The organism is Vibrio tapetis subsp. quintayensis (assembly GCF_030409945.1).
Taxonomy (GTDB): domain Bacteria; phylum Pseudomonadota; class Gammaproteobacteria; order Enterobacterales; family Vibrionaceae; genus Vibrio; species Vibrio quintayensis.
The window spans coordinates 66,193-90,157 of the sequence record NZ_JAUFQV010000035.1 but is presented as its reverse complement, the minus strand read 5'-3'; the positions used below and the strand labels follow the sequence as shown (position 1 = coordinate 90,157).

Annotated in this window: 19 protein-coding genes; 4 read left to right on the top strand and 15 right to left on the bottom strand. The window is 44.5% G+C overall.

Annotated features, from left to right (window positions below):
• The first annotated feature begins 34 nt into the window (after positions 1-34).
• Entirely contained in the window at positions 35-466 is a 432-nt protein-coding gene (locus tag QWZ04_RS17845) for an HIT family protein (protein ID WP_290329821.1), read from the top strand.
• Positions 467-558: 92 nt separating this feature from the next.
• Here the strand turns inward: QWZ04_RS17845 and QWZ04_RS17840 are convergent, their stop codons facing one another.
• From QWZ04_RS17840 to QWZ04_RS17815, 6 genes are all read right to left on the bottom strand, one after another.
• The gene (locus tag QWZ04_RS17840; protein WP_290329612.1) at positions 559-777 is read right to left on the bottom strand and encodes a FeoC-like transcriptional regulator; all 219 of its coding nucleotides are present in this window, start codon (positions 775-777) and stop codon (positions 559-561) included.
• A complete protein-coding gene (feoB, locus tag QWZ04_RS17835; RefSeq protein ID WP_290329611.1) occupies positions 774-3,044 on the bottom strand; it encodes a Fe(2+) transporter permease subunit FeoB in 2,271 nt (756 codons plus the stop codon). Before feoB ends, QWZ04_RS17840 begins: the two co-directional genes overlap by 4 nt.
• 7 nt (positions 3,045-3,051) lie before the next feature.
• On the bottom strand, positions 3,052-3,273 hold the full coding sequence (locus QWZ04_RS17830) for a FeoA family protein (RefSeq protein ID WP_290329610.1): 222 nt from the start codon (positions 3,271-3,273) through the stop codon (positions 3,052-3,054).
• Between the two features lie 820 nt (positions 3,274-4,093).
• Positions 4,094-7,525, bottom strand: coding sequence for a helix-turn-helix domain-containing protein (locus QWZ04_RS17825; protein WP_290329609.1), 3,432 nt, complete (start codon positions 7,523-7,525; stop codon positions 4,094-4,096).
• Between the two features lie 131 nt (positions 7,526-7,656).
• The gene (gene mepM / locus QWZ04_RS17820; protein WP_290329608.1) at positions 7,657-8,988 is read right to left on the bottom strand and encodes a murein DD-endopeptidase MepM; all 1,332 of its coding nucleotides are present in this window, start codon (positions 8,986-8,988) and stop codon (positions 7,657-7,659) included.
• A complete protein-coding gene (locus QWZ04_RS17815; RefSeq protein ID WP_290329607.1) occupies positions 8,985-10,076 on the bottom strand; it encodes a zinc ABC transporter substrate-binding protein in 1,092 nt (363 codons plus the stop codon). Before QWZ04_RS17815 ends, mepM begins: the two co-directional genes overlap by 4 nt.
• Positions 10,077-10,161: 85 nt before the next feature.
• On the opposite strand from QWZ04_RS17815, the gene znuC reads away from it, so the two are divergent.
• The gene (gene znuC / locus QWZ04_RS17810; protein WP_290329606.1) at positions 10,162-10,947 is read left to right on the top strand and encodes a zinc ABC transporter ATP-binding protein ZnuC; all 786 of its coding nucleotides are present in this window, start codon (positions 10,162-10,164) and stop codon (positions 10,945-10,947) included.
• The gene (znuB, locus tag QWZ04_RS17805; protein ID WP_290329605.1) at positions 10,940-11,725 is read left to right on the top strand and encodes a zinc ABC transporter permease subunit ZnuB; all 786 of its coding nucleotides are present in this window, start codon (positions 10,940-10,942) and stop codon (positions 11,723-11,725) included. The genes znuC and znuB overlap by 8 nt, the downstream gene beginning before the upstream one ends.
• Positions 11,726-11,812: 87 nt before the next feature.
• Here the strand turns inward: znuB and sucD are convergent, their stop codons facing one another.
• The 8 genes from sucD to sdhC all read right to left on the bottom strand — a co-directional run bounded on the left by sucD (position 11,813) and on the right by sdhC (position 21,411).
• Entirely contained in the window at positions 11,813-12,685 is an 873-nt protein-coding gene (gene sucD, locus QWZ04_RS17800; RefSeq protein WP_290329604.1) for a succinate--CoA ligase subunit alpha, read from the bottom strand.
• Positions 12,685-13,851: an ADP-forming succinate--CoA ligase subunit beta gene (gene sucC, locus QWZ04_RS17795; RefSeq protein ID WP_102521945.1), complete on the bottom strand. Its 1,167-nt coding sequence runs from the start codon at positions 13,849-13,851 to the stop codon at positions 12,685-12,687. The genes sucD and sucC overlap by 1 nt, the downstream gene beginning before the upstream one ends.
• A 182-nt stretch (positions 13,852-14,033) precedes the next feature.
• A complete protein-coding gene (gene odhB, locus QWZ04_RS17790; RefSeq protein ID WP_290329603.1) occupies positions 14,034-15,245 on the bottom strand; it encodes a 2-oxoglutarate dehydrogenase complex dihydrolipoyllysine-residue succinyltransferase in 1,212 nt (403 codons plus the stop codon).
• Positions 15,246-15,273: 28 nt separating this feature from the next.
• Complete coding sequence (gene sucA / locus QWZ04_RS17785) at positions 15,274-18,084, bottom strand: 2-oxoglutarate dehydrogenase E1 component (RefSeq protein WP_290329602.1); 2,811 nt, start codon at positions 18,082-18,084, stop codon at positions 15,274-15,276.
• Between the two features lie 103 nt (positions 18,085-18,187).
• Positions 18,188-18,901 (bottom strand): succinate dehydrogenase iron-sulfur subunit, encoded by a 714-nt coding sequence (locus QWZ04_RS17780; RefSeq protein WP_102521948.1) that lies wholly within the window; start codon positions 18,899-18,901, stop codon positions 18,188-18,190.
• Positions 18,902-18,913: 12 nt separating this feature from the next.
• Positions 18,914-20,680 (bottom strand): succinate dehydrogenase flavoprotein subunit, encoded by a 1,767-nt coding sequence (gene sdhA, locus QWZ04_RS17775; protein WP_290329601.1) that lies wholly within the window; start codon positions 20,678-20,680, stop codon positions 18,914-18,916.
• Positions 20,681-21,025, bottom strand: a complete 345-nt coding sequence (sdhD, locus tag QWZ04_RS17770) for a succinate dehydrogenase, hydrophobic membrane anchor protein (RefSeq protein ID WP_290329600.1) — start codon at positions 21,023-21,025, stop codon at positions 20,681-20,683. It lies immediately after the preceding gene.
• Positions 21,019-21,411 carry a succinate dehydrogenase cytochrome b556 subunit gene (gene sdhC / locus QWZ04_RS17765; protein WP_290329599.1) on the bottom strand — a complete coding sequence of 131 codons (393 nt, stop codon included), beginning with the start codon at positions 21,409-21,411 and terminating at the stop codon, positions 21,019-21,021. The genes sdhD and sdhC overlap by 7 nt, the downstream gene beginning before the upstream one ends.
• Before the next feature lie 394 nt (positions 21,412-21,805).
• Between sdhC and QWZ04_RS17760 the strand changes: the two genes are divergently transcribed.
• Positions 21,806-23,095 (top strand): citrate synthase, encoded by a 1,290-nt coding sequence (locus QWZ04_RS17760; protein WP_290329598.1) that lies wholly within the window; start codon positions 21,806-21,808, stop codon positions 23,093-23,095.
• 94 nt (positions 23,096-23,189) lie between these two features.
• On the opposite strand, the gene QWZ04_RS17755 is transcribed toward QWZ04_RS17760, so the two are convergent.
• Positions 23,190-23,948, bottom strand: coding sequence for a Nif3-like dinuclear metal center hexameric protein (locus QWZ04_RS17755; protein WP_290329597.1), 759 nt, complete (start codon positions 23,946-23,948; stop codon positions 23,190-23,192).
• Between the last annotated feature and the right edge of the window lie 17 nt (positions 23,949-23,965).

The window sequence follows — 23,965 nt, the reverse complement described above, 5'->3', positions numbered from 1 at the left end:
TATAACAAAGCCAATTTAAAACAAACTGTTGCCCATTATGGAATTTACACTTCACCCTCAACTGCAAAAAGACACCGACATAATCGGTGAATTTCCACTCTGTTTAGCGCTTTTAATCAAAGACAGCGCCATGCCATGGGTGATTTTAGTTCCTAAAAAGGCAGAACTGAAAGAACTGCACCATCTACCGATGGCTGAACAACAGCAATTTTTGGTCGAATCTCAAATCGTATCGCAAATACTTGAGCAATGCTTTGAGCCAGACAAACTCAACTTAGGTGCGCTTGGCAACATGGTGCCACAACTGCATATTCATCATATTGCACGGTTTAAAACAGATATGGCATGGCCGGGCCCCGTTTGGGGTAACACAAACGGAGAATGGCGAACGGACGAAGACCAACAAGCGATGCTTGTAACGCTTCGAACTGCATTAAGTGAGCATGCTACTTTCCAGCTGACATGATCTGACTGACCAATAGTCAGATGACAAAAAAAATGGCGCTGAATTCAGCGCCATTTTTACGAGCATGGTCAGACCCATCTGAACGCAACGAATCAAGCGATAACGTTCAACTGAATTTCGTTATGTTGAACCCAGTGATAGCTCACTTCATTGCGTTTTTTATCAACCAAGCGAGACACCCTGCCTTTTCTTATCCAAACCTCCAACATAGCATCGACGCCATCGTCACTTATCGAAAATTTTTTGCCAAGATCACGGCGGCTAACCGTAGAGTGTTCTTTAAGGTATTGCCCCAGCTTGGCCAATATCATTGTAATAGCGCCTCTTGGCTCAAGGTTTTCTGACCTTCTTTCTTCAAAGCAATGTAGGTAACGACAAACATAGCAATAACGGCAACGATCCATCCACTGCTCGAAACAGGGTGGGCTGCAAAGTGCGTCACTTGGTAGTACAAAGCAGCAGCACCATACGCTAGCAGCATTGTCCAGCTACCAATAAATGCAGCAAACTTCTGGCCAAACTCTCGAACATATGCGCCCATAGCCGCAACACACGGAGTGTATAATAAAATGAAAATCAAATATGCGAATGCCGCATTACCAGATACAAACTGGCTTTTCAGGTTACCAAATATTGACACGTCAACTTCTTGGTCATCAGCAACGCTTGATGCATCGGTTAAGTCACCAACTTCAATCCCTAATGGATCACTAAATGATAGCCCCAATAGGTTTTCAGGGATGCTCATTACCGCTTCTTCCAAGCTCGCTTTCAAGTCGAATTCTGCGTCATCAGCTTCCGCAGAGGTATACAAACTATTCAACGTTCCAACTACGGCTTCTTTTGCGAAAATACCGGTAATGATACCCACGGTCGCAGGCCAATTACTCTCTGCCACGCCAATAGGCTCGAAGATAGGTGTAACAACTTGCGCCGCTCGAGACAATACTGATTTTTCGCTGTCTTCGTTACCAAACGTGCCGTCGGTACCCAATGAGTTGAAGAAGCTTAAAATGGTCACAACGATAACGATGGTTTTACCCGCACCCAAGACGAATCGTTTCAGTTTTTGCCATGTTTTTATCATGACATTCTGCATAGTCGGCACTTCGTAGTTTGGCATTTCCATGATAAGGCTTTCACTGCTTCCTGGGTACAAAGTGCGTTTCAACATCAACCCTGTACCAACGGCAGCCACGATACCAAGTAGGTAAAGCGCGAACACGACATTCTGACCTGCGCCAGGGAAAAAGGCCGCAGCAAAGAGCGCATAAACAGGTAAACGAGCCCCACATGACATAAACGGTGCCATTGACGCTGCCAACTTACGCTCACGTTCTTGATCCAGCGTCCGCGTTGCCATTATTGAAGGTACGTTACAACCAAAGCCTAAAACTAGAGGGACAAAAGCTTTACCTGGTAAACCGATTTTTTGCATCACCTTATCAAGCACAAAAGCCGCTCTCGCCATATAGCCCGAGCTTTCTAACAAAGTAAGGAATAGATACAAGCATGCAATTACAGGGATGAATGTCGCTACAGTTTGAATACCGCCACCCACACCATCAGCGATTAACGTCACCAGCCAAACGGGTAAATGGTCATCCAATAAATGATGTCCGCCATCAACCAACAGTGCGCCAACACCTATATCGAAGAAATCGATAAATGCGCTACCGATATTGATTGAGAACATGAACATTAGGTACATAACAAAAAAGAAGAAAGGAATGCCGACCCATTTGTTCAAAATAAAATTGTCTGCTTTTTCTGTAAAGCTTGCACTCGACTTTCCTTCACTGCGTCTCACTTTTTTGCACAGTTCGTGCAGAAATGTAAATTTCACATCAGCGACGTGCAGATCGACATCAACATCCAGCTTCGCGTTTATAGCATCCAGTTCTTTACGATGTTCAGCGCTCAGGCCATTAATCACCAACGCATCCGATTCCAACGCTCGAATCGCCATAGCACGCTGACTGATCGCATCATCTTGCCAATAATCACTGATTTCTGAAATTGCGGTTTCAAACGCTCGATTGTATTCCAGTTCAAATGACGAGGGTGCAATCCCTTGTACCAATAGTTTATGGAGCTTCTTTTTGAACTCACCCATGTCATTGGCATCATTGGCCGACAGACAGAAAACAGGGCAACCAACCACTTTTTCTAGTGTTTTGACATCTATCAGCTGGCGATCTTGTTTCAGCGCATCCATCTTATTGAGCACTAGGATCATTGGTCGGCCTAGTTCGCGTAGTTGGAGCGTCGTATAAAGGCTTCGCTCTAAACTGGTGGAGTCAACAACGTTAACGATAAGATCGGCAGGGTAAGAAAGCGCGGCGCGAGAGGCAATAGATTCGTCAATGCTGTTCGCGTCGTTACCACTATCTAAAGAATAAATACCCGGTAGATCCGTCAGTTCAAAACGGTCACCTGCGTGTTCAAAGTGCCCTGTTTTCTTCTCTACTGTTACACCGGCCCAGTTGCCAACTTGCTGCTTTGCGCCAGTCAGACTATTAAAAAAGGTGGTTTTACCGCTGTTCGGATTCCCGATGGTTAAAAGTTGGTAGTTCATAAATCCTCTACTTGACTTCAATTTTGCTGGCTACGTGGTTTCGAATTGCGATAGATACACCTCGCACCATGACTTGCAATGGGTCACCCATCGGCGCTCTTCTCACTACAGTGAGTTCTGTATTTGGTAGAACGCCCATAACCATTAGCTTTTTTCTTGTTTCTAAAGTCAGAGTAGAGAAATTCGACACCAACGCCTTTTCTCCATCCTTTAATTCAGACAATTTCATATCGCTTCCACAATCGCATTCGTAATGATAAGAATTATTATTTGCAATAGAAACTACACTAAAATATGTAACAAAGTTTTGCGCCCTGTCAATTTTGCTTCTTTTTTCACAGAAAAATTTCATTGCCTAGAACGTCAAAAACGTTAATTTACGAGCAAATTCGCTCTACTTCGCGTCGTCAAAAACGTCAAATATAATCGTAATTCCAACTAACCATTGAACGGCATAATTTCTACTAAAGTATACCCAGCAAACAAAACGAAAATTATTAGATTAAAAACAGCAATTTAATTATAAAAAGGCAAATATGTCGGATTTCTTATAGTTGATGTCGTTAATTCAATAAAGAAATTAAGTCATCACGAGTATAGTTAATTTCATCGAGAGGGATTCCCTTCTCACACAAGAATTCCAGAGGTGATATAGCTCGCTATATCACTCCGGCAGCAAGCGAAGGTGCCCTTGGCACCCGTGGTATGGTCCCCCCGGCTATACCACGACTTTTTTTTTCTTCTTTTCTGTTTTCCCTTTTAAGCTATTCACTCCCAGACTCATACTGATTATTAACGACTTCAAATATTGGCCCATAGAACAACTTTATCCGTTCATTCGTCAGACTCCTGCTAACAACCTAAACGAAATAACATGGGATCCACACGATTCACGACATCGGCCAATTCTTGGGTGTGATGGTAAATAGACTAATAATGCCATTATTCTCGGCCTTTTTAGCAATAGAAAGGAAGAAAGCCCGCAAAGGCGGCCTCTGACGGGTCTAAAATGATTTGAGCTTCACTGGGCAATAACAAAACGCAATAAGCTAGAGACAACCAGTTTCAATGAACTTGCTTGGGGAGATACCATAGTGATGTCTAAAGCGCTGGCTAAAATAAGAAGGGTCATTAAATCCAGAATCAAACGCGACATCAGCTACTCGATGGCCCGCGATTAACAACTGGCAAGCCTGTTCTAACCGTACTTCGTTCAAATACTCTTTAAAGGTTTTACCTGTACTGCTTTTGAACTTTCTCTGTAAACTGCGCTCAGATGTGAACAACAGCTTCGCCATTTGAGCGGTGCCAAATTCAGGATCGTGAAAATTGGTTTCAACAAGCCCCTGCACCTTAACCAACCAAGGATCTTGTTTCTCTGTGATAAAAGAGGAGAACTCTTCACCTTGTGTACCGTGACTTTCTTTTATCTCTGACTCCGGTCGAACGGAGTTAGCAAAGATGGTTCTCACATCATAGAAAGGCCACAAAACCTCAACTTCATTCTCTTGCTTGCTGTTTTGAAAAATTTTGCATTCGCCATTTCCTAGCGCAACAAATTGCCTGATAGCCGCTAGGCTAACATCATTTAGTGCGTAAGATTGAGCGCCTAACTCCGACTTATCAATAGAACTGAATGTCGTTATTTCTTGTTTCGAGAAATAGCGACCATTATCGGTCACGACGAAACCAGCTCCTTCTGTTCCTGTAGCGAGACACAACCAAATTTCGCCACCTTTTTTACAACGACGGACTGCGTTGTACAGTACACCGTGTAGAACCAAGTCCAAATTGAAACCACTGACTTCAATGCTCTTAGCATCAGACATGGCGACAAAATGTAACGTCACACCGTGTTGAGCGATGTCCTCTTTCATGGCCAACAACACCGCATCACATACCGCATTAAGTTCAAAAACAGACTGGCTTTTGCCTTTTTGAGGAGTCAATTGCATAATTTGCTGTAGTTTTTCGGATGCTTGATTAAGGTTCTTTTTTTCTTTCGACTGAGGAGCAACCCGAATAACCTGAGAAAGCTTATTAAACGCTTCAAGAGCCAAAACATCGATAAAACTCTGCCTCGTTGCCAGCTGCTTTTTAAGTTGCACGTTACTGTATAGCAAGGCATCACTTTGATGCTTCAACTGACTAGTCCTGAGTTCTACTTTATCTTTCAACTTGCGGTTAAGAACCCAAACCTGACGAGATCGCAAGTAAGAAAACAACCCAATGGCAAAAAGCACGACGACGCTACTGAACAAAACGAACCAACCGGACATAAACCACGGCGTTGATACCGAAAATTTGAACCTTGATGGATTATCCTGCAGGCTAACCGTGCTATCCGTTCTAATTTCTAATTCGTATTCCCCTGGCAATAGATAATCAATAGTCAATTGCGAACCCTGAAATTTTGTCCATGTGTCATTACCTGAACCTAGCAAACGATATTCCATGCTCCAAATATCAAAGTCTGGCAACACACCAATAACGAAAGACACCGTTTTTCCGTGCGGGAATACATAATGTTTCTTGTCATCAGGCGCATATGCCATCGGGCTCATATCAAGTAAAACCTGACCGACTCTCACTTGACTTTCTGGTAGGTGAGCCGCAAGCAATGCTGTCTCGGAAGCATAGATAACACCAAGCTTGGAGCCGAAAATAAAGTGCTCCTTTGACTCATCAACTGAACACACATCCGGCAAAAACTCGTTATTAACCAAACCAAATGGAGCGCCAAAATGCCGTTGAAGTTGACCGTCATCAGAGTAATAACTTAGCCCCTTCGACGTTGTAAGCCATACGCCTTTGTCGGTTGACAGCACACATAACGGCTTAATATCAGTCTCGTATAAAGGAACATCCATTAGCGTTGTAGAGTCTAGGTCTAAGCGAGACAATCCATGGCTAGAAATGTTCCAGACATGACGATTTTCGGTTTCCAGCATATCGATCGTTTGTCCGAACAAATGACTGGTTTTTTGAAGGATGATCTTACCATCTTGATACAGGTAGGAACCGTGGCCCGTTCCAATCCACACAGAACCACTCGGCCCGCTATAGAGGTGAGTAATACTACTAGGGCCAAGCTCGCTCGTTACCCAGTCATAACCCAAATTTTCAACAATGGACTGTTCTGTGAAATAACGTAATAGACCAGAGTCAGTGGTAACCCAGAGCACACCAGTATCATCAAAAGCCAAATGATTGATCTTGCGCTTTTGCAACTGACTGGGAAAGCGATTCTTTTTCACTGTATCTGAATCGGTGAAATACTGATACAAGCCATCATCCATCGCGAGCCACAACTTTTCACCCTGCCTGACGACATCGTTTATGGCTGCTGAAACTACACGTTTAGGCTCACCAGAAATATCCGGCTGGAGCTTGTACAAGCCTCGGTCAGACGCAATCCAATACAGCCCTTCCTTATCACTAAGTACTCGATTAATATGACCAAACTCGGATGAGCTCTTAAGCTGATTTGATTTTACTCGCTCAAATAAACGACTAAATAGAGAAAAATAACTGATGCCTTTGTTGGTCGCAATCCAAATCCCGCCTTGTCCGTCATTCAATAGATCGTAGATATACCCTCCCGTTAGAGAGTAATCATCTTGGAAGTTTGCATCCATTTTAATGATTTCTTCATCTAAAAAGCGATAAGCAACGATGCCATTTTCAGTGCCTATCCAATAAGCTGCATCGGTTTCTTCAATGGTAGTCACTTTGGCAGACGGTAAGATCTTAGCGGCGCTGTGTAAATAGTCGTCAATTTTAACAATTCGTGCGCCTTGAAGTGTCCCGATGACCAGTTCCCGACGTTGAGGTGAGAAGTAGATGGTTTCAACATGCGCTCGGCCAGAAGCCTTTATATGCTTAAAAGTTTCACCGTCACTCAGATAGGTGCCTGATGTGGTCGCTAAAACCCATTTATTCAAGATAAATATCGCTTGATTGATCGCCACTTCGCTACGTGTCATACGGTTGTACACAAACGTCAGCGGATACTCGGTGAACTGACCAGAAATCGTATCATAGGTATAGAAAAATTCCTTACCCGCCACCCAAAGAAAGCGGCCACTTGTCCCTATCTTCTCGATCGTTCGAGTGAGGCTAAGGCTAAGGATAAGTTCTGGTTCTTCCGAAGGGCTGAATCTATAGACTTGGTTGTTTTGAGCGAACCAAAAATAGTTATTAATATAAGCGACATTGTCAACAGGGAAGTCAACAACACTGCCAGAGCGAGGCAAGATATGTTGGCCGTCAAAAAAGCGTAATTGCCCATAAATATCATGAATCCATAGCCCACCGGCTGGCCCTGAAAACATTTGTTTGGCCACAATGAACTGCCCTTGCTGCTGCAGCGGCAAAGGATAAAAAATGGGCGAATTTTCAGACGCAGTGGCGCTGTTTTGAACAAATGCAAAGCAGTGTAAAAAGCAGAGCAGCACCCAGCGTACTAACGATGAGTTCAACTACATTACCTATGGCAGCAAAAAGTGCAAACGGTACATTTGCGTTATTATTTTTTATCGAAAATTATCTTCATAAAATATACGAAATACTACCAATAAAAAAGGCGTATCGAGATACGCCTTACATTTATTTAGATTTGGTCACGTAAACTTGAGAGAACACTTTCAGCTGAAGCAACAAAGCGCGCGCGCTGTTTGCTTGGGACCGGCGAGGCTTGAGGGAGAGGAACTTTCATCGCATTAACCGGACGAGAGTTCTTTATCAGCTCATAATGTAGGTGTGGGCCTGTTGACCGACCTGTATTACCACTCAGCGCAATTTTCTGTCCGCGGGTGACCGTATCGCCCTTTTTAACCAAAATACGATGCAGATGTAAAAACCTCGTCATGTACTCACGACCATGTTTGATCACGACATAATTTCCCGCCAATGCATGTTTTTGTGCTTTCACAACCACACCATCACCGGTTGCATAAATGGGTGTGCCTATTGGTGTTGCGAAGTCGGTACCGTTGTGAGGGGCAATCCGCCCTGTCACTGGGTGCTTTCGATTAGGATTAAACGGCGAACTGATGCGGAATCGTTTTGATGTTGGCAGTCGATCGAATGCTCTGGCTAGGCTTTGGCCTTTCTCATCATAGAAATGTCCGTCTTGAAATTGGATAGCAGCATATTCTCTGTTCCCACTCTTGTAGAGCAATGCTTTAATTTCACCGCGCCCTACCGCTTTGCCATCAATGAACTCACGCTCAAGTTGAACAGCAAAACGATCGCCTTTTTTGGCTTGTCGCCCAAGATCAAACTTCCATTGCATTGCTTTGGCTATGGTAATGATCTGGCCCTCTGATAGGCCGGCTGAACGTGCGGCATTATAGAAGCTGTCTGTAATCCGTCCATGGAGCAAAACTGGCTGCATTTCACCTTGAGTTTCAACTTGTTCGTAATGGTAACGCCCATCTTGCCACGTATATTTATCGGCAACTTTAACATTACGTTCCAACGATAACTCAACGATTTTGCCTTGCTCACCAAGAGACCACTCAAGCGTCATGCCTGGATTGATTCTCTCAATAGAGCGATTGGCAGCAATAAGCGAATACATATCATTTTGGGTTAGGCCATATTGTTCAAAAATACTGCCAAGCAATTCATTTTTGGCAATCACATGACGATGCAATTGTGGTTCGGAACTCAGTTCTTGTTCCAATTCATCTTTAGGTGCAGAAAACTCAGGTGAGTCAGAGTCAATCTGCTCCCCTAATGGCTCGCTATTTTGTTCGGATAGAGTCGAACGTTGATTCTCTGAGATATCAACTGGCTTTCGTAAGTCAGACGAAACCTCAATACTAGAAGGTCGCCACATTAGGGCGACAAGAGTCAACGACGCCAAGCTTAAAATAGATAGGCGATGTTTTTTAGGGAAGCGCTGCCAATTCCTGGCAGCGATCTGGATATTTTTCATTCAGATAAACAGGTCTCAAATTGGGAACCAATTGACTTCAAGAAGTCAAAATATGCACCCGACTGAACAGTGATATCTATCGCTAGAGGATCTAACTCACCACGATTTACATCGGTACCACGTGTCACCGACTTAACCACTGCAGGGGTAAATTGTGGCTCTGAGAATACGCAATGTGCGTCCTTAGATTCAAGCATTTTACGAATATTGTTTAGTGTTTTTGCTCCGGGCTTACGCTCTGGGCTAACAGTAAAGTGCCCTAAGTTATTTAAATTAAAGTGTTTTTCAAAATAACCGTATGCGTCATGAAACACAAAATAGCCATGATCTTGTACCGGTTTAAATAGGACTTCAAGCTCGTGAGTTGTTTCCGCCATGTTAGTTTCAAACGCAGCTAGATTGGCCTTATACATTGAAGCATTAGCCGGATCAATCTCTTGTAACCTAGTTGCAATAACTCTTGCAATTTGAACGCCTTGCTCTGGACCTAACCAAACATGTGGATCTTTAGAGCCTTTTGCGTGGCTGTGATCACCATGTTGATGACCTTCATGGGCATCATGGTCATGACCTTCATGGGCATCATGGCCGTGACTTTCATGGGCATCATGGTCGTGACCTTCATGGGCATCATGGTCGTGACCTTCATGAGCATCGTGGTCGTGACCTTCATGGGCATCATGGTCGTGACCTTCATGAGCATCATGGTCGTGACCTTCATGAGCATCATGGTCGTGACTCTCATGAGCATCATAGTCCTTACCGTAGGTTCTAAACGCAATACTGTCATTCTCGCTCAAATTAAGAGACCCTTTATGACCGTCTAGCACACCATCCATAAAGATTTCTAAATCTGGGCCAACCCAAATAACTAAATCGGCACGACGAAGTTTTTTCACATCCGACGGTTTTAGGGCATAATCATGCGGCGAGGTGTTGGTCGACATTAAAACGTCAGATTCTGTAACACCTAGAGTTATCTCATTAGCGATCAATTGGATCGGCTTAACGGAACTCAAAACATTCGTGGCGTGAGAAACCGCTGGAATGGCGCATAATGCTAAAAAAATAAATCCTAAACGTGACATTTTTCCCTCGATAATCAAAGTTACTTGGCTAACCTGGGCGTGAATGTTACTTTATAACATATCAACAATGCAACACAGGTTTACGATGAAACCGCTTGTCTCTTTAAAATCTATTAATGTTAAATTTGGTGGTAACACCGCTCTTTCCAACATTGACCTTGAGCTTTACAAAGGCCAAATCACAACTTTGATAGGCCCAAATGGCGCGGGTAAGTCCACGTTAGTAAAGGTTATTCTTGGTTTGAATAAGCAATTTAGTGGCACGCTTACTTTAGATGGTAAACCTAAAATTGGGTACGTCCCTCAAAAACTTCGCCTCAATGATACGCTTCCTTTAAGTGTCGAAAGATTTCTGAAATTGGCTGGCAAATACAGTCAACAGGAACGTTTAGATGCACTGCGTCTCGTCGGTGCAGGGCACTTGAATGAGAATAATATGCATATGCTTTCCGGTGGCGAGACTCAGCGAGTGTTACTTGCCCGAGCATTACTGCACCGCCCTGACCTACTTGTTTTAGACGAACCCGCTCAAGGTGTCGATGTTCAAGGACAAATTGATCTTTACGAACTCATAGATCACCTTCGCCATCGATTTAACTGTGCGATATTAATGATTTCTCATGATTTGCATCTAGTTATGGCAAAAACCGACCACGTCGTCTGCCTCCAGCATCATATTTGTTGTTCCGGTGCGCCAGAAATGGTCAGCAAGCACCCATCCTATATTGCGATGTTTGGCCAGCGCTCACACGAATCTCTGGCGTTTTATGAACACAGTCATGAGCATCATCATGATTTAGCTGGTCAACCTGTCTTAGGCGATGCTCTTGATTGCCACAATCACAAACATGGGCACTGCAAACATGATTGATTTTCTGCTTCCATCTATACTTGCAGGGATTGCAATTGCGTTGATCACCGGCCCTTTGGGCTCATTTGTTGTCTGGCGTAAGATGGCATATTTCGGCGATACGTTAGCGCACGCTTCTTTGCTGGGGTTATCGTTAGGTTTCTTGCTCGATATCAACTTGTATTTTGCACTCGTCATCTGCTGTATTGGCTTGGCCATTATATTGGTAACCCTTCAAAGGCAACAGCTCGTTGCCACCGATACGTTATTGGGTATTCTAGCGCACAGCTCCCTATCTTTAGGTTTGGTCGCCATCAGCTTTTTTGACAACGTTCGAGTCGACCTAATGGGTTACCTGTTTGGTGATTTGTTGGCCGTATCTCCAGATGACCTTGTATTTATTATTCTAGGTGGTGCGTTTGTTTTAGTGATGTTATTTATTTTCTGGCATCCACTATTATCGAGCAGCGTAAATGAAGAGTTGGCGAGCATCGAAGGAATTAATACTGAACTAATGCGTTTGATCCTAATGCTATTAGTTGGCGTGGTTATCGCTGTGGGTATGAAGTTCGTAGGAGCACTGCTCATTACTTCTTTGATGATAATCCCCGCGGCTGCCGCACGTAGATTCGCAAAAACACCTGAACAAATGGCAATAATGGCCTCGATGTTCGGTGTTGCATCGGTCATTTCAGGCCTTTACGCCTCATGGCATTTTGATACTCCTGCTGGCCCATCGGTTGTGCTAAGTGCAGCGTCCATATTCTTGCTATCGCAGTTTAGAAAAGTATCCAGCTAATATTTTTTAGATAAAAAAATACCGACACTCATAGTGTCGGTATTTTTGTTTCTGCTTGAAAAGCTAAATACAAAAAGTACTCAGTAATTACCAGCCAGTAATTTCACGTAATGCTTTACCAATGTCTGCTAAGCTTTTTACTGTTTTCACGCCGGCTTCTTCAAGTGCTGCGAATTTATCTTCAGCAGTACCTTTACCACCTGAGATAATCGCACCAGCATGGCCCATACGCTTACCAGGAGGCGCTGTAACACCCGCAATGTAAGAGACAACAGGCTTAGTAACGTTTGCCTTAATATAAGCCGCGGCTTCTTCTTCAGCAGTACCACCGATTTCACCAATCATCACGATGGCTTCGGTTTCCGGATCTTCTTGGAATAGCTTCAAAATATCGATGAAGTTAGAGCCAGGAATTGGGTCTCCGCCGATACCAACACAAGTCGACTGGCCGAAGCCTTCGTCTGTTGTTTGCTTAACGGCTTCGTACGTTAGTGTACCAGAGCGAGATACGATACCAACTTTACCCTTCTTATGAATGTGACCAGGCATAATACCAATCTTACATTCGTCAGGAGTAATGACACCCGGACAGTTAGGACCAATCATAACTACGCCAGCTTCATCTAGACGTACTTTAACGTCAAGTAGATCAAGCGTTGGAATGCCTTCAGTAATGGTAACGATCAGCTTGATACCTGCATCGATGGCTTCAAGGATTGCATCTTTACAAAATGGTGCTGGTACGTAAATAACCGAAGCTGTTGCGCCTGTTGTTTCCACTGCGTCACGAACGGTGTTAAATACGGGTAAGCCCAAATGAACCTGTCCGCCTTTACCCGGTGATACACCACCGACCATTTGCGTTCCGTAATCAATCGCTTGCTCTGAGTGGAATGTACCTTGTCCGCCAGTGAAACCTTGGCAGATTACTTTGGTATCTTTATTAATTAATACAGACATTATTTGCCCTCCGCAGCAGCAACTACTTTTTCCGCTGCTTCCGTTAGAGAGTTTGCAGCAATAATGTTAAGTCCACTTTCTGCAAGTTTTTGCGAACCAAGTGGAGCATTGTTGCCTTCTAGACGAACGACAACCGGTACTTTTACGCCAACTTCTTCAACTGCACCAATGATGCCGTCTGCAATCAAGTCACAACGTACAATGCCGCCGAAGATGTTCACTAGAACGGCTTTAACATTGTCATCAGAAAGAATGATTTTGAACGCTTCTGTTACACGCTCTTTCGTCGCGCCTCCGCCAACATCTAAGAAGTTTGCAGGTTGACCGCCATGTAGATTCACGATATCCATCGTGCCCATCGCAAGGCCAGCACCATTAACCATGCAACCAATGCTGCCGTCGAGTGCGACGTAGTTTAGTTCCCATTGTGCTGCATGTGCTTCACGCTCATCTTCTTGAGATGGATCGTGCATCTCACGAAGCTTAGGCTGACGGTACATCGCGTTTGAGTCGATGTTGATTTTTCCGTCTAAACACAGAAGGTTACCTTCTTTAGTAATAACCAGAGGGTTAATCTCAAGCAGTGCAAGGTCGTACTGTGCAAACATGTCGCCAAGACCCATAAAGATCTTAACAAACTGCTTAATTTGATCACCTGCTAGGCCTAATTTGAATGCTAGCTCACGACCTTGATAAGTCTGAGGACCAACAAGTGGATCAATCGCAGCTTGATGAATCAACTCAGGCGTTTCTTCAGCAATTTTTTCAATATCCACACCGCCTTCTGTTGACGCCATGAACACGATACGACGTGTTGCACGATCAACTACCGCACCAAGGTACAGTTCGTTAGCAATGTTCGATGCTTCTTCAACCAAGATTTTTGTTACTGGTTGACCGTTCGCATCTGTTTGGTAAGTCACTAGGTTTTTACCTAGCCACTTTTGCGCAAATTCTTTAACGCCATCTTTTGTGTCGTGAAGCTCTACGCCGCCCGCTTTACCGCGGCCACCAGCGTGAACCTGACATTTAACAACTTTTTTTTCCGTGCTGATGCGGCCAGCAGCTTCAAAAGCCTCTTGCGCTGTATCACACGCGTAGCCTTCAGGTACAGGTAAACCGAATTCTGCAAACAGCTGTTTGGCTTGATATTCATGCAAATTCATTGAGCTATTCCATTTGTTTATCCCTTAAGGGATTTATTATTTCCATTAAGCCATTACCTAAGCGTGCACCAAAGTTTTGGTTGAACGCTTACTCGTAATGTCTGTGCTTGTAGGGCTGTTGAGCTTAGTTGAGGTAAACCTCAAAATTGGGAGCTGACTTTCACCAGCTCCTAGGGGCTAAATTACACGTCTAGTAATAGGCGTGCTGGATCTTCTAGCAACTCTTTAATTGTTACTAAGAAACCCACTGACTCACGGCCATCGACAAGACGGTGATCGTAAGACAGCGCTAGGTACATCATTGGTAAAATTTCTACTTTCCCATCAACGGCCATCGGGCGATCTTGAATTTTATGCATCCCCAAGATTGCGGCTTGTGGTGGGTTAATGATAGGCGTTGACATCAATGAGCCAAATACGCCGCCATTAGTAATGGTGAAATTACCACCGGTTAGTTCGTCAACCGTTAGCTTTCCATCACGACCTTTAACTGCCAGCTCTTTAATGCCTTTTTCAATGTCAGCAAATCCAAGTGTATCGCAGTCTTTTAGGACAGGCGTAACCAAACCACGAGGTGTTGATACCGCCATGCTGATGTCGAAGTAGTTATGGTAAACAATTTCTTCACCATCAATCGACGCATTCACTTCTGGGTAGCGTTTCAGGGCTTCAGTTACTGCTTTTACGTAAAAAGACATAAAGCCAAGACGAGCACCGTGACGCTCTTCAAATTGGTCTTTGTACTGCTTGCGAAGTTCCATGATTGGTTTCATGTTTACTTCGTTAAACGTCGTTAGCATTGCGGTGCTGTTTTTAGCTTCAAGCAAGCGCTCTGCAACACGTTTACGCAGGCGAGTCATTGGAACTCGTTTTTGCGTACGGGCAGCCGATGGCACGTCAATTTCAGCTTCAACTTTAGCCGCTGGAGCTGCTTTAGATGCATTAGCTAGGTGAGCTTCGATGTCTTCACGAGTAATACGACCGCCAACACCTGAACCTTTCACCTGGCTTGCTTCAAGACCATGCTCACCAAGTAGGCGACGAACCGCAGGGCTTAATGCGTCATTCGTTTCTTCTGTCAGTGCCGCTTTATGGCGCTTATCAGGAGACGCTTCGTTTTCTTCAGTTGTATCAACTGTTGGTTCGCCAGCGACTGCACCCGGTTTTAGGCGACCAATAACTTGGCGACCCAAGACTGTTGCGCCTTCGCCTTCAACGATTGCTTCCAACACACCATCTTCAGAAGCCGGAACTTCTAAAACGACTTTATCGGTTTCGATATCAACGATCACTTCATCGCGAGTAACCGCATCACCAGGCTGTTTATGCCAAGTAGCAACCGTTGCGTCTGCGACAGATTCAGGTAAATCTGGAACCAGAATTTCAATTGTCATGTCTGTTTCGTCCTTATTCTTCTAGTTCTTAATCTAGAGTCAGCGCATCGTTAACCAGCGCTTTCTGTTGTTTCAAGTGTACTGACATATAGCCAACCGCAGGTGACGCTGAAGCCGGACGACCGGCGTATTTCAAATCAGTTCCAGCAGGGATAGCTGCACGGAAGTTATGCTGACTTGAATACCAAGCACCTTGGTTTTGAGGCTCTTCTTGACACCACACGAAGTCTTGAACATTGCTGTATTGTGAAATCGCCGCTTCTACATCGTCTTTCGGGAAAGGATATAGCTGCTCGATACGTACTATAGCAACGTCATCTTGCTCATTGTTCCTACGTTGTTCTAGCAGGTCGTAATAAACTTTACCTGCACAGAATACAACGCGTTTCACTTTCTCAGCATCCAAGTCGTCCACTTCAGGAATAGCCGGTAAGAAAGTTCCTTGAGACAAGTCTTCTAGTGTGGAAGTACACAATGGATGACGCAGCAATGACTTCGGCGACATTACAATCAGTGGTCGACGCATCGGGCGTACAACTTGACGACGGATCATGTGATAAACCTGTGCCGGCGTTGATGGAACAACAACCTGCATATTTTGCTCAGCACATAACTGTAAGTAACGCTCCAAACGAGCCGATGAGTGCTCAGGGCCTTGACCTTCATATCCGTGAGGAAGAAGCATAGTAAGACCACATAAACGGGCCCATTTCTGCTCACCAGACGAGATAAACTGATCGATAACCACTTGAGCGCCATTGGCAAAATCACCAAACTGGGCTTCCCAAAGTGTTAAACCACCTGGCTCCGTCGTTGCGTAACCATATTCAAACGCCAATACCGCGGCTTCTGACAAGACTGAATCATAAACTTGGAATGGACCTTGTTTATCATGGACGTTTGTCAGTGGAACATAGGTACTTGCATCAGATTGATTATGAAGTACAGCGTGACGATGGAAGAATGTACCACGGCCTGAATCTTGGCCTGAAATACGAATGCGCTTACCGTCATCAACTAAGGTTGCGTAAGCCAATGTTTCGGCCATACCCCAATCAACGGCCTTCTCACCGTTCATCATTGACACACGATCGTTGTACAGCTTTTGTACTCGGCTTTGCAGCTTATGACTTTCGGGGTACTGACAAATACGTTGGCCTAGCTCTTTCAAGCGATCAATATCGTATTCATTTTCCCAAGCGTCATCCCAATCGTGACCAAGGTACGGCGACCAATCGACAGAATGGAGACGCATAGGACGCCATTCTTTTACCACTACTTCACCATGATCGAGTGCGTCTCGGTATTCATTGACCAGTTGGGTGGCGGTTTCAATATCAAACTCACCTCGGTCAATCAATACGTCTGCATACAATTTACGTGGCGTTGGGTGCTTTTTAATTTTCTGATACATCAGAGGCTGTGTTGCACTTGGCTCGTCAGCTTCATTGTGTCCATGACGTCGGTAACAAACCAACTCGACCACCACATCACGTTTAAACGTATTACGATAATCCAAAGCAATTCGAGCAACGAATGCAACGGCTTCTGGATCATCAGCGTTAACGTGGAAAATTGGAGCCTGAACCATTTTCGCGATATCAGTACAATACATAGTTGAACGTGTATCACGCGGGTTGGAAGTTGTGAAACCAACCTGGTTATTAATCACGATTCGAACCGTACCGCCAACTTGGAAACCGCGAGTTTGAGACATATTGAATGTCTCCTGCACCACGCCTTGGCCAGCGATAGCAGAGTCACCATGAATAGTAATAGGCAGTACGCTGCTGCCGTCTTTGTCGCCTAAGCGGTCTTGACGGGCACGAACTGAACCGATAACTACTGGATTTACGATTTCTAGGTGTGACGGGTTGAATGCGAGTACAAGGTGAACGTCGTTACCCGGTGTCGCAAAATCTGCTGAGAAACCTTGGTGATATTTAACATCACCGGTGCCCCATGTATCATCGTGCTTGCCTGCAAACTCATCAAAGAGGTCTTGTGGTTTTTTGCCCAACACGTTAACCAACATGTTTAAGCGACCACGGTGAGCCATGCCCACAACCACTTCACGCATACCTTGGCTACCCGCATGTCGAATCATTTCTTTCGTCATTGGGATCAGTGCATCACCACCTTCCAACGAGAAACGCTTCGCACCAGGGAATTTCGCACCAAGATAACGTTCAAGACCTTCAGCAGCCGTAAGCTCATCTAAGAATGTCTGCTTTTCATCACGATTGAACGATGGCTGACCTGATACCGACTCCAAACGTTGTTGAATCCAACGCTTTTGTTCCGTATTGGTCATGTGCATGTATTCTGCACCAATTGAGCCACAGTAAGTCTGTTGAAGCGCTTTATGCAGATCTTTTAGCACCATGGTCTCTTGACCAATAGCAAAAGAACCCACATTAAAGGTTTCTTCAAAGTCTTCTTCATTGAGATTATGAAAGGCAGGGTCTAGGTCTGCGACAGGGTCGCGTTTCCAAATTCCTAGAGGATCTAGATTGGCAGCTTGATGCCCGCGGAAGCGGTAGGCATTGATAAGCTGTAGAACTTTTACTTGTTTCGCATCGACATCAGGATCACTAACTTGGACATTGTAATGCTTCGTTTCTTTCGCTAATCGACGGAAGTAGTCACGAACGCGAGAATGAGGTTGTTCTACTACATCTTCAGGATGCGTAGGTAAACCCTCAAATACTCGTTTCCATTCCTCACTTACCAGGTCGGGGTCACTAAGATACAGTTCGTAGAGATCTTCTACGTACGTTGCATTGGCGCCAGCCAAGTGTGAAGACTCGAGCCATGCCTTCATCACGCCGTTGTGCATATTTTCCCTTAACCAGTAGTTTCATTTGTGCTCGGACATTATGCCGAGCATCTATCCTGCTGGCTCGAAAGCCAGCAAACTTCTATTCCATTTTCGACTAATATCACACAGAACGATTGATCAACATTGTTTTAATGTGGCCTATCGCTTTCGTCGGATTTAATCCCTTAGGACAAACACTTACACAATTCATGATGCCATGGCAACGAAAAACGCTAAATGCATCATCAAGATCAGATAAACGTTCATCTGTTGCACTATCACGGCTATCAATTAGCCAGCGGTACGCTGCAAGCAAACCCGCTGGTCCGATGAATTTATCCGGATTCCACCAGAATGACGGACACGACGTAGTACAGCATGCACACATAATGCACTCATACAAACCATCAAGATGTGCTCTGTCTTCTGGAAGTTGTAGGTTTTCACGCGATGGCGGTACGTTGCCATCAGAAACCAAATACGGTTTCACCTTTTCGTAGTTATCGTAGAACTGTGTCATGTCAACGATTAAATCTCGAACAACCGGTAAACCAGGCAATGGACGAATCACAATTTTGTCTTTTCCGATTAGATCAGACAGAGAAGTGATACAGGCCAAGCCGTTTTTACCATTCATGTTCAAACCATCTGAACCACACACACCTTCACGACAAGAACGACGGAATGCGATCGTAGGATCTTGCTCTTTTAGCAAGATAAGCGCATCCAATAGCATCATGTCCGATCCCTCTTCTACTTCAAGAGTGTAATCTTTCATGTAAGGCTTTTTATCCGCATCTGGGTTGTAGCGGTAAAGAGAGAAAGTCAGTTTCATAATATTGCTCCCTTAGTAGACACGTGCTTTAGGCGGAAATGCATCACGATGGATTGGTTCCATATTTACGTCACGCTTAGACATGGTTTCTGTCTCTGGATCGTAAACTGAATGACACAACCAAGTGCTATCATCACGGTCTGGGAAATCGAAACGTGCGTGAGCACCACGGCTTTCGGTTCTAAAGTTAGCCGCTACTGCCGTTGCATAAGCCGTTTCCATCAAATTCTCTAGCTCTAAACACTCAATACGCTGAGTATTAAACTCAGTCGACTTGTCAGCTAGATGAGCATTCTTCAAGCGATCTCGAATGACTTTAAGTTCTTCCAAACCTTTTGCCATTGCTTCACCTTCGCGGAATACCGAGAAGTTGTTTTGCATGCATTGCTGCAAGTCTTTACGAATTTGCACAGGGTCTTCACCACCGGTGCTGTCTTCCCAGCGATTGTAACGAGCCAAAGAAGCTTGAATATCTTCTTCAGTTGCAGGTTTCGCTTCCGACTGAGCCTTAAGCGTTTCGCCAAGATGCAAACCGGTTGCACGGCCAAATACCACGAGATCCAACAGTGAGTTACCACCAAGTCGGTTAGCACCATGCACAGAAACCGAAGCGATTTCGCCACACGCGTATAAGCCATGAACCTCTACATCGTTGCCTTGGCTGTCTTGCTTGATCGCTTGACCAGAAACTTGCGTTGGAACGCCGCCCATCATGTAGTGACAAGTAGGGATAACAGGAATCGGCTCTTTCACTGGATCAACGTGCGCAAACGTACGAGATAGTTCACATACGCCAGGTAAGCGAGATTCAAGTACCTCTTTGCCTAGATGATCGAGCTTAAGTTTAATGTGCGGGCCCCAAGGTCCATCACAGCCGCGTCCTTCACGAATTTCAATCATCATAGAACGCGCTACAACATCACGGCCTGCAAGATCTTTTGCGTTTGGAGCATAACGCTCCATAAAGCGTTCGCCGTCTTTGTTCAGTAGGTAACCACCTTCACCACGACAACCTTCGGTGACCAATACGCCCGCACCAGCAATGCCTGTCGGGTGGAATTGCCACATTTCGATATCTTGCATTGGTACGCCAGCACGGATTGCCATACCAACACCATCACCAGTATTGATGTGCGCATTCGTGGTAGAAGCGTAAATTCGACCGGCACCGCCTGTTGCTAGAATGGTTGCTTTAGATTTGAAGTAACAAACCTCACCAGTTTCCATACATAGCGCCGTCGTACCCAGAATTGCGCCGTCTTCATTTTTGACTAAATCAAGGGCGTACCACTCTGAGAAAATGGTCGTTTTATGTTTGATGTTCTGTTGGTACAAAGTGTGTAACAAAGCGTGGCCGGTACGGTCGGCTGCTGCTGCAGTACGTGCTGCTTGTTCACCACCAAAGTTCTTAGATTGGCCACCGAATGGACGTTGGTAGATAGAACCATCATCAAATCGAGAAAATGGTAAGCCCATTTTTTCAAGTTCGATAACCGACTCAGGTCCATTTTTACACATGTATTCGATTGCATCTTGGTCACCAATATAATCGGAACCTTTTACGGTATCGTACATGTGTTGTTCCCAGTGATCTTCATGCGCATTGCCTAGAGCAACAGTGATGCCCCCTTGTGCAGACACAGTATGAGAACGAGTTGGAAACACTTTAGATAACAAGGCACAGCTAAGGCCTTGCTCAGAAATTTGAAGGGCGGCGCGCATTCCAGCACCACCAGCGCCGATTACCACGGCATCGAATTCACGAACAGGAATAGTCACTTACGCACCCCACAATACAAATAGGCCAGAGAAAAAGTAGCCAAACAATACAACGACGATGGCCAACTGCAATCCACCGCGGAGAGCCGCAGGTTTAATGTAGTCAGTCAGTACCTGCCACAGTCCAATCCATGCATGAATTAACACACACACGAGAGAAACCATAGTAAACACCTTGGTAAACGTGCCTGAGAAAAAGGCTGTCCAAGAATGGTAGGTAATATCGTTAAAGGCACAGAAGCCCACAATATAAAAGGTATAGAGCGTAAGAACGATGGCACTCGCACGAATAAGTAGGAAGTCGTGTACGCCATTACGTCCGAAGGATGAAATGTTTTTTACCATACTAGTATCCCCGCAAGAAGAGACAATACGCCAGTAATGATAAACGATACTTTCGCGCTCATCGCTCCTGATTCAAGTTCTTCAAAATAACCAAGGTCCATTGCGAGATGGCGCAGGCCACCAACAATGTGATATGCCAATGCAGTTAGAATGCCCCATAAAATAAAGGTGACAAAAAAACCATCGACTAAATCATAAGCTTGTTTAAAACCAAGGGGGGACGACAGCGATATGGATAACAACCATAGCAAAATTCCTATCGCTACAAACGTGATCACTCCAGCAACTCGATGCAGGATTGATGCAATAGCAGTAATAGGAAAGTGAACGGTCTGTAAATCTAAATTAACAGGTCTTGACTTTCTATCTTTCACGGGCTTGCTCACTCAGCTCCTTTGAAGCATTTATTGTTATAGGCCAAATTTGCTCCCAAACCGACAATTATTAACATTTAATTAACGTTTAACCGCGATATACGCCGAGTTTAATGTAAATAAAATGTTAAATTTGATGTTTGGGTTTTTCCTTACATTTCTTTTTAGCCTAGAATTTATAAGGATTTAAGCAAAATTTTCAATGTAACTATACGGGTGGTAACATATTAATACAAACGATGTAACAAATTATGCCACATAGAACAGATTTTTAACTTTTTTCCTATGAAAAATTCAAACAAGTGCACACAAAAGAGCAGAATAATTGACTTTAGTTGTGTTTCTGAGTACAAATTTGACACACAAAATATCCTGGACGGATTAATAATAAACAAAGGAGAGTGTTATGGCGGATAAGAAAGCGACCCTTCATATAGAAGGTTTAGCCCCAATCGAATTGCCAATAATGGACGGTACACTGGGCCCTGAAGTAATTGATGTTCGTAAATTGGGTTCCAACGGTTACTTTACATTTGACCCTGGTTTTCTTGCCACTGCATCTTGTGAGTCTCAAATCACTTATATTGATGGTGCAAAAGGCGTACTGCTTCACCGTGGTTACCCAATTGATCAGCTTGCCAACAATGCCGATTACTTAGAAGTTTGTTATATCCTATTGAATGGCGAAGCACCAGATCGTCAGCAATATCAAGAATTTAAAGAGATCGTAACTCGCCACACAATGGTTCACGAACAGATTGCCAGCTTCTTCCATGGCTTCCGTCGTGATGCGCACCCGATGGCTATCATGTGTGGGGTTGTAGGCGCGTTAGCAGCGTTCTACCACGATTCTCTAGACATCAACAACGATTCTCACCGAGAGATTGCTGCATATCGCTTATTGTCAAAAATGCCTACATTGGCTGCGATGTGTTACAAGTACTCCATCGGTCAACCGTTTATCTACCCGCGTAACGAATTGAGCTACGCTGAAAACTTCCTTCACATGATGTTTGCGAACCCATGTGAGGAATACACAGTAAACCCAGTTGTTGCTCGTGCAATGGACAAGATTTTCACCCTTCACGCAGATCACGAACAAAACGCATCAACCTCTACGGTTCGTTTGGCGGGCTCGTCTGGTGCTAACCCATTTGCTTGTATTGCTGCTGGTATCGCTTCTCTTTGGGGCCCTGCTCACGGCGGTGCTAACGAAGCGTGTTTACGTATGCTTGAAGAAATCGGCTCTGTTGATAACATCGAAGAATACGTTGCGAAAGCAAAAGACAAAGATGACCCATTCCGCTTAATGGGCTTTGGTCACCGCGTTTATAAGAACTACGATCCACGTGCAACCGTAATGCGTGAAGCATGTCATGAAGTTCTTAAAGAATTGAACATACAAGATCCACTGCTTGATGTTGCAATGGAGCTTGAACGCATCGCACTTTCTGATGAGTATTTTGTTGAGAAGAAACTTTACCCGAACGTCGATTTCTACTCTGGCATCATCTTGAAAGCGATTGGTATCCCAGTTTCAATGTTCACCGTAATCTTCGCGATGTCTCGTACTATCGGTTGGATTGCACACTGGAACGAAATGCACTCTGATCCAGACAACCGTATCGGTCGTCCACGTCAGTTGTACAAAGGTGCTAAAATGCGTGACTTTAAGGCACTTCACGAGCGTGAATAGTGTTTTGAATGTGACCGTTTTAGAATATAAAAACTAAATAATAAACCGATGCTCAGTGCATCGGTTTTTCTTTTAGAACGTTTAAGCCCTAGGCCTAGACCGGGTTATTAATATCCACAAACGTCACTTCTAAACCGTGCTCGTTTGCCAACCACTCCCCTAATGCTTTCACCCCATCTCGCTCGGTTGCATGATGACCGGCCGAGAAGTAGTGAATGCCTTGCTCGCGGGCCGAATACGTAGTGCGCTCTGAGATTTCGCCTGAAATAAACGCATCTAATCCATGCTTTGCGGCGAGATCAATGTAATCTTGACCGCCACCAGTACACCATCCAACCGTCTTGATTAGCTTCTCTGATACATCAGGAGCGATATGTAAAGGTTCTCTGTCATAGGCATCAGAAATTCGTTTAGACAGCTCTAAAGCACTTACAGGCGCATCAAATGAGCCAAATAGGGCAACGGATTGCTCATGACTTTCCAAACCACCTTCGATTTCAATGTTCAATTGCTTCGCTAGCTGGGCGTTATTACCTAACTCTGGATGAATATCGAGCGGCAAATGGTAACCATATAGGTTGATATCATTTTTAATTAGGCTTCGAATCCGACGCCCTTTCATGCCACGAATAGCTTCGGTTTCACCTTTCCAAAAAAAACCATGGTGAACCAGCAGTGCGTCCGCATTTAATTCAATCGCTTTTTCAATCAGAGCTTGAGAGGCCGTAACACCGGTAACAATTCGTTTAACTTCGGTGCCACCCTCAACTTGCAAGCCATTAGGGCAATAGTCTTTAATTGCATGAGGCGTGAGTTTTTGGTTCAACAAAGCTTCTAGTTGTAGGTTATTCATGGTTCAATCCAGTAACG